The sequence below is a fragment of the Streptomyces sp. NPDC043996 genome (assembly GCF_056435225.1).
Genome location: NZ_JBWKEY010000020.1, coordinates 38507 through 51517, shown reverse-complemented (window position 1 = coordinate 51517; position 13011 = coordinate 38507). Strand labels below are relative to the sequence as shown.

Genomic DNA, 13011 nt, shown 5'->3' with positions numbered 1-13011 from the left:
CTCGGCTTTCCCGGCGCCTAGTCGACCAGCGCGGCCGGTTTCCCCTTGGCCCGTGGCCGGTCTTCGACCATCTTGCCCCACACGATCATCCGGTACTTACTCGTGAACTCGGGGGTGCAGGTGGTCAGGGTGATGTAGCGGCCGGGTCGAGTGAAGCCGGAGCCGGGCGGGACGGGGCGGAGGACCGCCGTGTTGCCCGGACTCGTCTGCGGCAGGATGCTCGCCATTTTGTAGACGAAGTACGTGTCCTGCGTCTCCACCACGATCGGATCGCCCGGTTTGAGCCGGTTGATGTACCGGAACGGCTCGCCGTGGGTGTTGCGGTGTCCGGCGACCGCGAAGTTCCCGGGATCGGCTTCGGGCATCGGGGTCTTGGTGCCGCCCTCGCTGTAGTGGCCGACCATGCCCCGGTCGAGGACCTTGTGCTTGTCGATGCTCTCGGCGACCGGCACCACGACGTCGAGCTTCGGGATGTGCAGCAGGGCGAAGCCCTGGCCGGGTTCGAAGACGCCGGGCTTGCCCTTGCCCTTCGCCCAGTCCTCCTTCAGGTCACGGGCGGCGGCGTTGGCCTGCTGATGGGCCCGTATGTTCGTCCACCACAGCTGGTACGTGACGAAGAGGAGCATCAGGACGCCGACGGTGATGAACAGCTCCCCGATGGCGCGGCTCGCGAGGGTGGCGGGGCCCGGTCTGCGGGCCCGCTCGGCGCGGCGGGCCTCCAGGCGGGTGAGGGGGCGGCCCGCCGCTCCGGCGGTGGCGGGCGCGTCCGCGGTGGTGCGGGGCGCTTCCCCGGCGGAGGGGGGCGCGTCCCCCGCGGCGGGCGGCGCGGAGGTCCTGGCGGCCGCTCTGGCGCCCCGGCGGCCCTTGTGCTTGGCCGCCTTGCGCCGCGCGGCCCTGCCGCCCGGGACGACGGCCTCCGGCGGCCCGGGAGCCTCTGGTGGTCCGCCCCCGGCTATGCGGCGCGTGTCCGCCGTCCGCAGGCCTATGGTCTCGTCGTCGGGCGGCTGCCGAGAGGCGTCGGGCGGCTGCTGAGAGGCGTACGGAGGCCCCTCGCCGTACGCGTCGGGCACTGGGGCCTGTGGTGGCCCCGGCGGCTCCGGAGGCGTCGGTTCCGGCTCCGGGCCCGGGGTCGCCCCGCTGCGGAACCACGGAGACGGATGCTCCCCCGCCCCCGCCGCGTCGGCGCCTCCGTGCGCCCCCGCGGTCACGCCGTGGCCCTGCCCACCACCGGGGCGAGCCCGCTCGAACGGGCGACGGCCCCGGCGTCCCCGCACTCGGTGAGCCAGTTGGCCAGCATCAGGTGCCCGTGCTCGGTGAGGACCGACTCCGGGTGGAACTGCACGCCCTCGACGGGCAGTTCCCGGTGGCGCAGGCCCATGATGATGCCGTCCGCCGTGCGGGCGGTGACCTCGAGCTCGGCGGGCACGGTGGCGGGCTCGGCGGCGAGCGAGTGGTACCGGGTCGCGGTGAAGGGCGACGGCAGGCCCGCGAAGACGCCCTTGCCCTCGTGCGTGACCGGCGAGGTCTTGCCGTGCAGGAGCTCCGGCGCCCGGTCCACGACACCGCCGTACGCCACGGCCATCGACTGCATGCCCAGGCACACGCCGAAGACGGGCACGCCGGTGGCGGCGCAGTGGCGCACCATGTCGACGCAGACGCCCGCCTGTTCGGGGGTGCCGGGGCCAGGCGAGAGCAGCACGCCGTCGAAGCCGTCCTGCGCGTGCCGCAGCTCGACCTCGTCGTTGCGCAGGACCTCGCACTCGGCGCCCAGCTGGTACAGGTACTGGACGAGGTTGAAGACGAAGCTGTCGTAGTTGTCCACGACGAGAATGCGCGCGCCCATCAGTTGTCCACCGTCACGTCGTTGAAGGGAAGCAGGGGCTCGGCCCAGGGGAACACGTACTGGAACAGCACATAGACCACGGCGAGGACCAGCACCAGGGAAATCAGTGCCCTCACCCATGCGTTCCCCGGCAGATGCCGCCAGATCCAGCCGTACATGCCGTCCCTTTCGTCGCCAGACGGCCACCCGGCTCCCTCGCACCAGCCGCCGCCGTACCGCACCAGACTAACGGCGCAGTGCCTCGGGCTTGCCTGCCTCCACGGGCTTGGTGGCGTCCAGACGGGCCCAGGCGATCAGCCGGTGGCTGTGGCCCCACTCCGGCTCACAGGTGGTGAGGGTGAGATAGCGGCCGGGCCCCCTGAAGCCCGACGCGCGCGGCACGGGGTCGATGACGCCGGTGTCACTGGGGAGCGTTCTGTAGGGCTTTGTGGTGATGCGGTACGTGTACCAGACCGTGCCGTCGGTGAGGACAACGGCGTCGCCGGGGCGCAGCTCGGGGAAGTCCTTGAAGGGGTCGCCGTAGGTGCGGCGGTGGCCCGCGACGGCGAAGTTGCCCTTCTGGCCGAGGGCGGCGGTGCGGGCGTAGTGGCCGAGCCCCTTCTTCAGGGTGTCGGTGGCGGTGCCCTGGAGCACGGGCTTGTTCCACGTGAAACCAAAGCGGGGGATGTACATGACGGCGAAGGGCTCGCCGTCTTCGTAGGGCCCGGTCTCCACCGCCAGGAGCGGGGCCGCGTCGCCGTCCCCGCTCCTGGCCAGGGACTGCTCGGCCCACCGGTCCTGGAGGCGGTCGATCTGCTGGTCCATGGCGCGGTCGGCCTTCACGCCGGTCCAGAACAGCACGTACACCACGAAGAGCACGATGACCGTGCCGACGGTGACGCACAGTTCGCTGAACGTCCTGACGATCACGCGTACCGACACGGGCTCCCCCAGCGGCTCGCGCCACGGTTACTCCATGGCTACTGCACGGGCTTGGCGTAGTGGAGGTTCACTGTGCCCGAGTAGCCGGGAAGAGTCACCGCCCCGTCGTCGTCGACTTTCCAGCCGAGCCCGTAGGCGTTGACGTACAGCATGTAGTTCTGGATCTCGGGGGAGGCGGCGAGGGCCCGCCTGAGCTTGTCGGGGTCGCCGACGGCGGTCACCTTGTACGGCGGCGAGTAGACGCGGCCCTGGAGGATCAGGGTGTTGCCGACGCAGCGCACGGCGCTGGTGGAGATCAGGCGCTGGTCCATGACCTTGATGCCCTCGGCGCCGCCCTGCCACAGGGCGTTGACCACGGCCTGGAGGTCCTGCTGGTGGATGACCAGGTCGTTGGGCTGCGGCTCGGGGTAGCCGGGCAGCTTGGCGGTGGCGTTCGGCGGGGCGTCGGTGAGCGTGACGGTGACGGCGTCGCCGCTGAGCTTCTTGGTGCCCGCGTTGCGCTCCAGGGCCCCGAGCCGGGCGGCGTCGGCCTTGGTGCCGGGGCTGTCGCGGCGGGCGAGGGACTCGACGTCGCCGCGCAGCGAGCCGTTGGACTGGTCGAGGTCCTTGTTCTTGCGGCTGCGTTCCTGGATGAGGTCGGAGAGCTTCAGGAGGGAGGCGTCGGTGCGGATGTTGGTGCCCTTGGCCGTGTTGAAGCTGGTCATGAAGAGCAGCCCGGCGAGCGCGAAGACACCGGCGGTGAGCACCCGCACCGGGCGCCAGCGGCGGCGTCGGGCCCCACCCGTGGGGAAGTCGGCAGAATTGCTCAACGTACCCTTATCTCCTTCACCGCCGCGGAAGCACTACGCTAACGGACGCCCGGGGGAAGACTTAGCGCACCGTAGCGCCGTAGCGTCAGCCCCGGCGTCGGACCCAGTTACCTGCGCGGCCACGCAGCGCATCGACAGGAGAGACCCTCGTGCCGAAGTCACGTATCCGCAAGAAGGCAGCAGACGACTACACGCCGCCGTCGTCGGCCAAGAAGGCTACGAACATCAAGCTGACCAGCCGAAGCTGGGTCGCCCCCGTGATGCTGGCGATGTTCCTGATCGGCCTGGCGTGGATCGTCGTCTTCTACGTCACGGACGGCAAACTGCCGATCGACCCCCTGGGGAACTGGAACATCGTGGTCGGCTTCGGCTTCATCGCGGCGGGCTTCGGCGTATCCACTCAGTGGAAGTAACGCAAGCCGTGGCCTGAGTTATCCACAGCGCGAGCAGCGCCATCCACAGACCTGGGGAAAGGTCTGAAGATCTGTGGATAACTCTCCGGAGGTTGACGCCGGTGTGACCGGTCGGTCCAACGGGGCCGACCCGTTCACCCCTTGCCCCGCCTGGGAAAACCCGGATCGGCGAGCGACGGAACAGGCGTTCCCCACTTCGTGCACAAGATCGGGCACAGACTGTGGACAACCAAGGGGTACGCGGTGGAGAGTCCGCGTACCCCTGGTCTCGTGCGCCCGGCCTCGTACCCCCGGCCTTGTGCGCCCGGCCGGTGGCTCAGGCGATCTGCGCGGTCCGGACGACCACGGTGACCACGATCGCCGCGAACACCAGGGCGCACGTGCCCCACTGCACCAGGCTCCGGCGCTCGCGCGGCGCGTGCACCATGCCGTAGGCGATGGCGACACCGGCGACGAGGCCGCCGACGTGGGCCTGCCAGGCGATGCCGTGCCAGGTGAACGTGAACAGCAGGTTCAGCGCGAGGAGCGCGATCACCGGGCGCATGTCGTAGTTGAGGCGGCGCATCAGGACCGCCGTCGCGCCGAGCAGGCCGAAGATCGCGCCGGACGCGCCGAGGGAGGCCTCGCTGGGGCTCTCCGCCGCGTAGGTCAGGGCGCTGCCCGCGAGCGCGGACAGCAGATAAAGGGCCAGGAAGCGGGCTCGGCCGAGCGCCGCTTCCAGGGGGCCGCCGAGCCACCACAGGCCCAGCATGTTGAACGCGATGTGCCAGATCTCCTGGTGCGCGAACGTGGCCGTGAGCAGGCGGTACACCTGGCCGTCGGCGACGCCCTCCAGCGCCTCGTACGGATACGGGGGCCAGCGGCCGATGAGGAACAGGTCACCGGCGATGCTCTCGTCCATGCGGATCGCGACGAACACCATGACGTTGAGCGCCAGGATGATCTTCGTGAGCAGGCGCGGGTCCGCGGTGAGGGTGCCGCCCGCCAGCGTGCGCGGCTGGCTGGCCGCCGGGGCGTGCCCCGTACCGGATCCGTCGCGGACGCACTCGGGGCACTGGAAGCCCACCGAGGCGCTGATCATGCACTCCGGGCAGATGGGGCGCTCGCAGCGGGTGCAGCTGATGCCCGTCTCGCGCTCCGGGTGGCGGTAGCAGCGCGGCGTGCTCTGCGCGTCCTGCGGGCCCTGCGGGCTGCCTGGCGCCTGGTCCATCACGGTCCCCTCAATCTCCGTACGAAGGCGGCACTCGGCGCGCGCCGCGTCAACGCGCCGCCCCGCCCTCCTTGACGGATGGGCGGGGCGGTTTTGTTCCCTCACGGGCTTCCGCGCGCGTTCCCCCTCGGGTCCGCCCACGGGGCGGGCCCGGGCGCGGCAGCGCTCGGAGCTCAGCCCTCGCGCGTCTCCACGACGACGGACTCGATCACGACGTCGTTGACCGGACGGTCCGTGCGCGGGTTGGTCTGGGTGCCCGCGATGGCGTCCACGACCTTCTTGCCGGCGTCGTTGGTGACCTCGCCGAAGATGGTGTGCTTGCCGGTCAGCCACGCGGTCGGGGAGACCGTGATGAAGAACTGCGAGCCGTTGGTGCCGGGGCCCGCGTTGGCCATGGCCAGCAGGTAGGGCTTGGTGAAGGCGAGGTCCGGGTGGAACTCGTCCTTGAACTCGTAGCCCGGACCGCCGGTGCCGTTGCCCAGCGGGTCGCCGCCCTGGATCATGAAGCCGCTGATCACCCGGTGGAAGACCGTGCCGTCATACAGCTTGTCCGTGGACTTCTCGCCGGTCGCGGGGTGAGTCCACTCCCGCTCGCCCTTGGCGAGCTCAACAAAGTTCTTGACCGTCGTGGGCGCGTGGTTCGGCAGGAGCCGGATCTCGATGTCGCCCTGGTTGGTCTTGAGAGTGGCGTAAAGCTGCTCAGCCACGATCTGCCTTCCGTCGTCCTCTGTGACCCTCCGATCCTCGCACGGACCGGATTGGGACGAGTAGCCGCCGAGTGGGCGCGCGTCGACGGGATCCGTGGCATCGTCGTCGACGAGCCCCACTCGTAGCCCGACACGTAGCCCCACTTGTAGCCCCACTCGCAGCCTCACTCGTACCGAATCGACCGGCTTCAGCGCCTCGATTCGAGGGCGTGCGCCCTCGGTGATGCCCCGGATGCTCTCGTGCGCATGCCCCGGTTCCGTCCGACAGGCATGATCCCGTAAAGGGTGGAAAGGTGACATACCTATAACGCCACCAAGGAGGAGGATCCCGTGACCCGCAAAGACAGCGTGCGTGCCGCGGCCGACTCGGCGAAGGAAAGCGTGCGGCACGCCGCGGACGCGGTGGCGCCTTACGCCGAGGAGGCCAAGGACCGGGCCGCCCACCTGGCACAGGAGGCCCGGGTGCGCCTCGCTCCCCGGGTGTCGCACGCGGCGCACACGGCCGCGGACCAGGCCCGTTCCCAGTACGGCACGCATGTCGCGCCGCGGATGGAGCAGGCCCGCGGCCATGTGCCGCCGCGGGTGGACCACGCGGCGCAGGAGGCGGCCGCGCGCACGCGGCGGGCCGCCCGGCACGCCGCCGACTTCTCGAAGCCCCGCATCGAGCACGCGGTGGCCGTGGCCGGGCCCGTCCGCGAGCAGGCCGCCGCCCGGGGCGCGGCCGCGCTCGCCGCGCTGCGCGGCCAGGTGACGCCGGAGGAGATCCAGCGGCTCGGCCGCAGGCAGGAACGCCGGGCCCAGCGCGGGCGCCTCGCCAAGCGGCTCGCCGTCCTCGGTGTGCTCGGCGCCGCCGCGTTCGCCGCGTGGAAGTGGTGGGACAAGCAGGCCAACCCGGAGTGGCTCGTGGAGCCGCCCGCGGCCACGGAGGTGCCCGATCGGGCGCCCCTGGCCTCGGTGGACGGGAGTGGGCAGGCAGCGCTTGACCCGGAGGTGCGGGCGAAGCAGGCGGAGGCCGAAGCCGAGGCTGACGAGCGCCCCTGAGGGGGCGGGCCTCGTCCGCCTGGGCCGCCTGGCGGGGCCGCCCTGCCGGGGCCTCTGCCCTGCCGGGCCGCTGATGGGGTGGGAGGTTTGCGCCTCCCGCCCCCCTCGCGTGTGTTCTTTGCTGCGGCGCCGTCGTGGCTGGTCGCGCAGTTCCCCGCGCCCCTTCGGGGCGCTCACGCCCGCGCCTGTTTCGGGGCGCTCGGCCCACGTGCCCACGCCCCTTCAGGGCGCTCAACCGCGCCCCCGCACCCCTCGGGGATCCAGCGCGCCCCTCACCCCTCGGGGATCCAGCGCGCCCCGCACCCCTCAGGGATCCAGCCGCCCCTCCACCACATCCTGTGCGACTCCCGCCAGTTTCCGCTGGTGGGAGCGGGCGTAGCCGCGGAGTACGGCGAAGGCTTCGTCGAGGGAGAGTGATCTGCGGGCCGCGAGGATGCCCTTGGCCTGTTCGATCGCGAGCCTGCTGGTCAGGGCGGTCTGGAGCTGGTCGGCCAGGGTGCGGCTCTCGCGCAGTTCGTCCTCGCGCAGCAGCACCCTGGCGACGATGTCCGCGAGGGACTGGCCGAGTACGAGGGCCTCGTCGGTGAGCGGCGCATCGGCGGAGCCGAACACCACGAGCGCGCCCACCGTCCGCTCGCGCCCCCGCAGCGGCCGGACCGCGACCTGGGTGTAGCCGCTGGCCAGCGCGCGGGGCACGTAGCGCGGCCAGCGGAGCTGGGCCACCGGGCTGTTCAGGTCGGTGCGCGGCACGGGGCGGCCGGTCTCGCGGCAGTGCGGTCCTGGCCCCTCATCCCTGAGGAGCGCGCCGTGCACGAGGTCGCGGGCGGCTTCCTCGGACGCGTACACCAGCGCCGTGTCGCTGTCCGGCGAGGCGCACAGCACCGCGCAGGCGCGGGCGCCGAGCAGTTCCCTGCTGCGGACCGCGAGCACCTCCATCAGCGCGGGCGGGTCGACCCGCTGCCCAGGGGCACCGCCCGCTAGTTCCACGAAGACATCGGCGAAGCGCTGCCGCGACGTCATGACGGCTCCCCAGGAGTGAGCTTCATGCCACCGGACACGATCTCCAGGGCGAGCGCCTCCAGCGGCTCGCCCCTGCTGAACGCCCGCGCCTTGATCAGCGCCAGCGCGTCGTCGACACGGCAGTCCGCCTGGACGGACACCATGCCCGCGGCCTGCTGCACCACGTCGCGGTGGTCGGTGCCGCCGTACAGCTCCGGGCCGAGCAGCACCGTGTGGGCAAGGCCCGCGACGATCTCCAGGAACGCCGACGTACCGATGAGGCCGGGGCGCGGGTCGAACACCGCGAGCGCCCCGAAGCAGTGCGCGGTGGAGTCCAGCGGAATGGCGGCCACCTCGCGGATGCCGAGCGCGGTGAGGGCGGGGCCGTAGCAGGGCCAGCGCTCCTCAGCGCTCTCGCTCGTCGCGAAGACCAGGCCGTTGGCCCGGGTCGCGTCCTTGGTGGGCCCTTCGCCGAGCATGAACTCCAGGTCCTGCGCGGCGCGCGCCGCCGGGTTCGACGCGGCGACGGCCAACTGGCTCTGGTCGGCGCCGACGAGGGTGAGCGCCACGCTGTTCGTGCCGCAGGCCTCGGCGACTCCGGTCATGAACTGCGGCCGCACTCCGCGGCCCCTCCGCCACCCCTCGACGCGCTGGGCGAACGCCTCTTGCAGACGCGCCGACGAACGGTGACAGCTCGCCGACGCGCGCAGCGCCACGGCGAGTTCCTGGTGCAGCTCCCTGTCCGAGTGGGCCGCCCGCCTCTCGTGCTTCTCGGCGGCTTCATCCGCGCGCAGGGCGCGCACACGCGCCGCCGCCGCTCGGCGCCATGCTGCCGCCGCCTGGCCGGCAGAGCCATAGCCCGGAGTCATGGTCGCAGCGTACGCCGATACGCGGGAGCGGGGGACGCCGTTTCAGACGTTCCCGCACATCTCCGGGTGAGTCTCCCCTTACGGGGCGAGGCGATGCCCCGCGCGGCCCGCCGTACGCGCGGTGTCGCCTACCGCAGCGGTGCGACGCGAACCGGTCACACCAGGGACGCCTCGTGGGCTTCCTCCATCAGGACCACGACGCCGCCGTTGTGCCCGTCGAACGGGGAGCAGACCACGTTGCACAGGATGGGGCGGCCGATGCGGTTCACCGCGGACACCGCGACCGGGCCGGTGCGCTTGCGGGTGTCCAGGCACTTCTGGACCACGGGGCGCAGCTCCTCCGTCGGCAGGCCGAAGTCGAGCCCGAAGAACAGCTCGTCGCGGACCTCGTCCACGCGCAGCCCCCACAGCTCGGCCGCGCCCCGGTTCCAGCTCTTGACCTTCGTGTCCGTGTCCAGGACGACCACACCGGCCGCGATGCTGCTCATCACGCCTTCCAGGAACGCGCGCGCCTCGTCCAGCTCCTCGGAGCGGATGCGCATCTCCTCGTTCATGGTCTCCAGTTCCTCGTTGCCGGACTGGATTTCCTTGTTGGTGGTCTCCAGCTCCTCGTTCGTGGACTGGAGTTCCTCGTTCGTCGTCTCCAGTTCCTCGATGCTGGACTGGAGTTCCTCATTGGTGGTCTCCAGCTCCTCGTTCGTGGACTGGAGTTCCCCGTACGCCGTCTCCAGGTCCTCGCGGACGCGTTTGATCTCCGACTTGAGCTGGGTGGGGACGGTGACGTCGGTGAAGCTGATGAGGGTGCCCGCGGGCAGGCCGTTGTCGCCCGTGAGCGGCTGGATCAGGATGCCGACGTACTGGACCTCCTCGCCGACGTGCCGTTCGACGCGGTGGACCCGCATCGTCCTGCGCTCATGCGTGGCCTGCTCGATCAGTGAGCGCAGCTCGACGGGACAGTAGGAGATCTCCAGGTCCTGGAAGGGGCGCGCGCAGTCGTTGGTGGTGAGGCCGAACTGCATCCGCGCCTGGCTGTTGATCATGACGACGACACCCTCCGTGTCCACGGCGACGGCCGGGACCGGGATGGCGTCGAGGATGAGGTCGCGCAGCTGCCGGCTGCGGGCCAGTGACCGGGGTTCGCCGCCCGTGCCGGTCCTGATCTTCAGCGGGGCCGGTGAGTAGGGCGGTCCGGAATCCCCCGGGCGGCGCCGGAAGACGCGCTGGCGCATGCTGACGACCTGGAAGCGGTCGGCGTCGTTCAGGAGCATCTCGGCCTTGCCGAGGAAGAGGAAGCCGCCCTCGCGCAGCGCGAAGTGGAACCGGTCGACGATCTGCGTCTGCGCCTCGACGTTGAAGTACATCAAGGTGTTGCGGCAGACCAGGAGGTCGAGCCGGGAGATGGGCGCGTCCCGGGTCACGTCGTGCCGCCCGAAGATCACCCGGCGGCGCAGATCGGTCCGGAAGCCGTACCGCGCGCCGTTCAGCTCGAAGTACGTGTCCCGCAGCGCGGTCGGCAGCGCCTCCAGCGCCTTCGCGGGGTACAGCGCGGAACGGGCGTCGCGCAGCGCCTCCTCGTCGACGTCCGTGCCGTAGATCTTGACGCGGCTGAGGGTCTCCTCCAGGCCGAGCACTTCGGCGAACATGATGGCGAGCGAGTACGCCTCCTCGCCGCTGGAGCAGCCCGCGCTCCACACCCGGATCTCCTCATCGGGCCCGGCCTCGGCGAGCACCTCGGGAACGACCTCGCGCTGGAGGAACGTCCACGCGTCCGGATCGCGGAAGGTCGAGGTCACGTTGATGAGGATGGTGTTGAAGAGGGCGCCGAATTCCTCCGCGCTGGTCTCCAGGCGGTCGCGGTAGTCCGCGTACGACGCCGCGTCGACGTCGGACATGCGCTTGCGGATGCGGCGCCCCAGCGACGAGCGCTTGTACCCCGTGAAGTCGAAGCCTCGGGCGTCCCTGAGGAAACCTAGGAGCTCCTCCAGCTCCTCATCGGTCTCCGAATCCCGCGTTTCGCCCATCATTGCCTCTTGATTGCCTCTTGGCCTCGACGAGTCCGCGGATGACCGCGGCGATCTCCTCCAGCGGTAGCACGAAGTCCACTGCGCCCGTACCCAGTGCCGCCTTGGGCATGCTCGGAAACTCCGCCGATTCCGGGTCCTGCGCGATCACGGTGCCGCCGCACGACGCGACCGCCGCCACGCCTCTCGCCCCGTCGACTCCGGACCCGGTCAGGACGACGGCGATCGACCGGGGTCCGTACGCACCGGCCACCGACTCGAAGAGCAGATCCGCCGAGGGCCGTACGAAGCGATGGCCACTACCTCGTAGGAGTCATCCTGGTCAGCCGCGGGAGCGGGCTGATGAGCCGTCACGGGGAAGAGCCCAACGAACCTGCGGGGACGTGACAGGTGCTCCACCACGGGCGCTCGCGCCCCCCGGCGCGTTACGCCAGGTGGCGCAACCGGGCGTGCGCCGCCCCGCCACCGCCGTTGTCCTTGCAGCCATGGGCTACCACATAGACAGCCCGCAAACAGCGGGCAGCACACGGCGCGACGCACTGGGGATCGGCGTGATCCTGCTCGCCTCAGGAGCACTCGGCATGGCGGGAACCCCACCGGCCGACGACACCACCGACGCCACTGGGACCACTGGCACCACCGGCACCGACCCCACCGCCGACGACGTCCTCGACCCGTACGACGACCGTCAGGACGGTCCGTACGACGACGCTCACGACGATCCGTACGACGACCTGCACGGCGACTGCGTCAGCGAGTACGACCCCGGCTTCGAGAACGATCTCGCGGCGGCCGACGCGGCGGTGCCCGAGGACCGCGCGCTGCTCGCGCCCGCGCGCCGCTTCACCCGCCCCCTGCGCCGCCGCTTCCGCGTCAGCGCCCGCTACGGCCTCCGCGGCAACTGGCTCGCGGGCCACCACACCGGCATCGACCTGGCCGTGCCGCGCGGCACGCCGGTGTACGCGGTCGGCTCGGGCGTGGTGGTGCTGGCCCGCTGGTCGGGCGCGTACGGCAAGGCGGTCACGGTGCGGATGCCCGACGGGCACTACGCGGTGTACGCGCACCTGAACCGCATCTCCGTCCGCCAGGGCGCGCGCATCCGCACCGGCGCCCGGATCGGCAGCAGCGGCAGCACGGGGCGCGCCACGGGCCCCCATCTCCACCTGGAGATCAGGGCCCGGCGCGGCTACGGCTCGGACATCAGCCCGGTCAGGTACCTGGCCCGGCGCGGGGTGCGGCTGGTGCGCTGAGGGCCTTGAGGTGTGCGGAGAGCGCCGCTCACGTCTCCACGGCGGGCACGAGCTGGGTCACCGGCTGCACCAGGTCCGTGAGCTGGTGCAGCTCGTTCAGCCGGTGCAGCCCGCCGAGCTGGCTGGACACGGTCGGCACCTTGGCGTGCTCCGACTCGGGCAGCGGCGCGCGGCCCAGCGTGTCGAGCGTGGTCATCGGCGAGACGGCCACCCCCTCCTGGGCTCCGGTGGACGCGTGGGCCGCGGGCGCCGCGAGCGCCGCCGCACCCGCGGCGAGGGAGACGGCGGCCAGAATTCGTCGTGCTGAAGTCATGCCCTCAGCAACGGCGGAGCCCTCCGGCGGGACACGGGAGCGCCCCGCATTCCGCCCACCCCGGGCACTAATGGCCTACACGCGTACCGGCACCTGCCGTCCCGCGTGTTCGATTCGGGAAAGATCACCGTCGATTTCACGCCGTTACTTCGCGTCAGACGCGCGCGTTAAAGGGGAGCGCGGCCACACCCACGCGGCCGTGCTTTCCAAATCGAAGGAGAACGTGATGTCTCGCATCGCGAAGGCAGCCGCCCTCACGCTCGGCGCGGGTGCCGTCGTGCTGGGTGGCGCCGGACTCGCCATGGCTGACGCCGACGCGCACGGCGAAGCCAAGGGCTCCCCCGGTGTCCTCTCGGGCAACCTGATCCAGGTCCCGGTGCACGTGCCGGTCAACGTCTGTGGCAACACCATCGACGTCATCGGTCTGCTGAACCCGGCGTTCGGCAACACCTGCGTCAACAACGGCGGGGACTCCGGCTACGGCCACTGAGCTCGCACCGCGGCCCCCGAGCCGCAGGAGAAGCCCCCGGCGACGGTGCTCGCCGGGGGCTTCCCCGTTCAGACGTACCGATGGACCGTTTTAGGCCTACCGACGGACCGTTTTAGCCGTACCGA

14 protein-coding genes and 1 pseudogene are annotated in these 13011 nt (G+C 71.2%); 4 read left to right on the top strand and 11 right to left on the bottom strand.

What is annotated here, in order from left to right; translation table 11 throughout:
* Positions 1–17: 17 nt before the first annotated feature.
* From AC07A4_RS37955 to AC07A4_RS37940, 4 genes are all read right to left on the bottom strand, one after another.
* Positions 18–1208 (bottom strand): class E sortase, encoded by a 1191-nt coding sequence (locus tag AC07A4_RS37955; RefSeq protein ID WP_478608201.1) that lies wholly within the window; start codon positions 1206–1208, stop codon positions 18–20.
* Entirely contained in the window at positions 1205–1843 is a 639-nt protein-coding gene (locus AC07A4_RS37950; RefSeq protein ID WP_478608198.1) for an aminodeoxychorismate/anthranilate synthase component II, read from the bottom strand. The genes AC07A4_RS37955 and AC07A4_RS37950 overlap by 4 nt, the downstream gene beginning before the upstream one ends.
* Before the next feature lie 225 nt (positions 1844–2068).
* Entirely contained in the window at positions 2069–2764 is a 696-nt protein-coding gene (locus AC07A4_RS37945) for a class E sortase (RefSeq protein ID WP_478608195.1), read from the bottom strand.
* 38 nt (positions 2765–2802) lie between these two features.
* Positions 2803–3573, bottom strand: coding sequence for a DUF881 domain-containing protein (locus tag AC07A4_RS37940; protein WP_478608192.1), 771 nt, complete (start codon positions 3571–3573; stop codon positions 2803–2805).
* A gap of 149 nt (positions 3574–3722) precedes the next feature.
* Here AC07A4_RS37940 and crgA point away from each other — a divergent pair, with 149 nt between their 5' ends.
* Positions 3723–3986: a cell division protein CrgA gene (gene crgA, locus AC07A4_RS37935; protein ID WP_478608190.1), complete on the top strand. Its 264-nt coding sequence runs from the start codon at positions 3723–3725 to the stop codon at positions 3984–3986.
* 316 nt (positions 3987–4302) lie between these two features.
* Here crgA and AC07A4_RS37930 read toward each other — a convergent pair whose 3' ends face one another.
* On the bottom strand, positions 4303–5196 hold the full coding sequence (locus AC07A4_RS37930; RefSeq protein ID WP_478608187.1) for a rhomboid family intramembrane serine protease: 894 nt from the start codon (positions 5194–5196) through the stop codon (positions 4303–4305).
* 173 nt (positions 5197–5369) lie between these two features.
* Complete coding sequence (locus AC07A4_RS37925; protein ID WP_478608184.1) at positions 5370–5903, bottom strand: peptidylprolyl isomerase; 534 nt, start codon at positions 5901–5903, stop codon at positions 5370–5372.
* Between the two features lie 330 nt (positions 5904–6233).
* Here AC07A4_RS37925 and AC07A4_RS37920 point away from each other — a divergent pair, with 330 nt between their 5' ends.
* The gene (locus AC07A4_RS37920; RefSeq protein ID WP_478608181.1) at positions 6234–6944 is read left to right on the top strand and encodes a DUF5324 family protein; all 711 of its coding nucleotides are present in this window, start codon (positions 6234–6236) and stop codon (positions 6942–6944) included.
* Positions 6945–7250: 306 nt separating this feature from the next.
* On the opposite strand, the gene AC07A4_RS37915 is transcribed toward AC07A4_RS37920, so the two are convergent.
* From AC07A4_RS37915 to AC07A4_RS37900, 4 genes and pseudogenes are all read right to left on the bottom strand, one after another.
* A complete protein-coding gene (locus AC07A4_RS37915) occupies positions 7251–7964 on the bottom strand; it encodes an ANTAR domain-containing protein (RefSeq protein WP_478608178.1) in 714 nt (237 codons plus the stop codon).
* Positions 7961–8812, bottom strand: coding sequence for a GAF domain-containing protein (locus AC07A4_RS37910; RefSeq protein ID WP_478608175.1), 852 nt, complete (start codon positions 8810–8812; stop codon positions 7961–7963). Before AC07A4_RS37910 ends, AC07A4_RS37915 begins: the two co-directional genes overlap by 4 nt.
* A 155-nt stretch (positions 8813–8967) precedes the next feature.
* Positions 8968–10836: a CheR family methyltransferase gene (locus AC07A4_RS37905; protein ID WP_478608172.1), complete on the bottom strand. Its 1869-nt coding sequence runs from the start codon at positions 10834–10836 to the stop codon at positions 8968–8970.
* A pseudogene (locus AC07A4_RS37900) lies at positions 10802–11116 on the bottom strand (chemotaxis protein CheB); the annotation flags it as partial. The gene AC07A4_RS37905 and the pseudogene AC07A4_RS37900, both read right to left, overlap by 35 nt.
* Before the next feature lie 202 nt (positions 11117–11318).
* On the opposite strand from AC07A4_RS37900, the gene AC07A4_RS37895 reads away from it, so the two are divergent.
* Positions 11319–12083 (top strand): M23 family metallopeptidase, encoded by a 765-nt coding sequence (locus AC07A4_RS37895; protein WP_478608169.1) that lies wholly within the window; start codon positions 11319–11321, stop codon positions 12081–12083.
* A gap of 28 nt (positions 12084–12111) precedes the next feature.
* Here the strand turns inward: AC07A4_RS37895 and AC07A4_RS37890 are convergent, their stop codons facing one another.
* Positions 12112–12396 carry a hypothetical protein gene (locus AC07A4_RS37890; protein ID WP_478608166.1) on the bottom strand — a complete coding sequence of 95 codons (285 nt, stop codon included), beginning with the start codon at positions 12394–12396 and terminating at the stop codon, positions 12112–12114.
* Between the two features lie 226 nt (positions 12397–12622).
* Here AC07A4_RS37890 and AC07A4_RS37885 point away from each other — a divergent pair, with 226 nt between their 5' ends.
* Positions 12623–12886, top strand: coding sequence for a chaplin (locus AC07A4_RS37885; RefSeq protein WP_478608164.1), 264 nt, complete (start codon positions 12623–12625; stop codon positions 12884–12886).
* Positions 12887–13011: the final 125 nt, after the last annotated feature.

What these genes read in the sequence shown, in the direction of transcription:
- AC07A4_RS37950 (WP_478608198.1), bottom strand. Translation starts at nt 1,843, where the DNA reads ATGGGCGCGCGCATTCTCGTCGTGGACAACTACGACAGCTTCGTCTTC.
- AC07A4_RS37930 (WP_478608187.1), bottom strand. Translation starts at nt 5,196, where the DNA reads ATGGACCAGGCGCCAGGCAGCCCGCAGGGCCCGCAGGACGCGCAGAGC.
- AC07A4_RS37915 (WP_478608178.1), bottom strand. Translation starts at nt 7,964, where the DNA reads ATGACGTCGCGGCAGCGCTTCGCCGATGTCTTCGTGGAACTAGCGGGC.
- AC07A4_RS37910 (WP_478608175.1), bottom strand. Translation starts at nt 8,812, where the DNA reads ATGACTCCGGGCTATGGCTCTGCCGGCCAGGCGGCGGCAGCATGGCGC.
- AC07A4_RS37905 (WP_478608172.1), bottom strand. Translation starts at nt 10,836, where the DNA reads ATGATGGGCGAAACGCGGGATTCGGAGACCGATGAGGAGCTGGAGGAG.
- AC07A4_RS37895 (WP_478608169.1), top strand. Translation starts at nt 11,319, where the DNA reads ATGGGCTACCACATAGACAGCCCGCAAACAGCGGGCAGCACACGGCGC.
- AC07A4_RS37890 (WP_478608166.1), bottom strand. Translation starts at nt 12,396, where the DNA reads ATGACTTCAGCACGACGAATTCTGGCCGCCGTCTCCCTCGCCGCGGGT.
- AC07A4_RS37885 (WP_478608164.1), top strand. Translation starts at nt 12,623, where the DNA reads ATGTCTCGCATCGCGAAGGCAGCCGCCCTCACGCTCGGCGCGGGTGCC.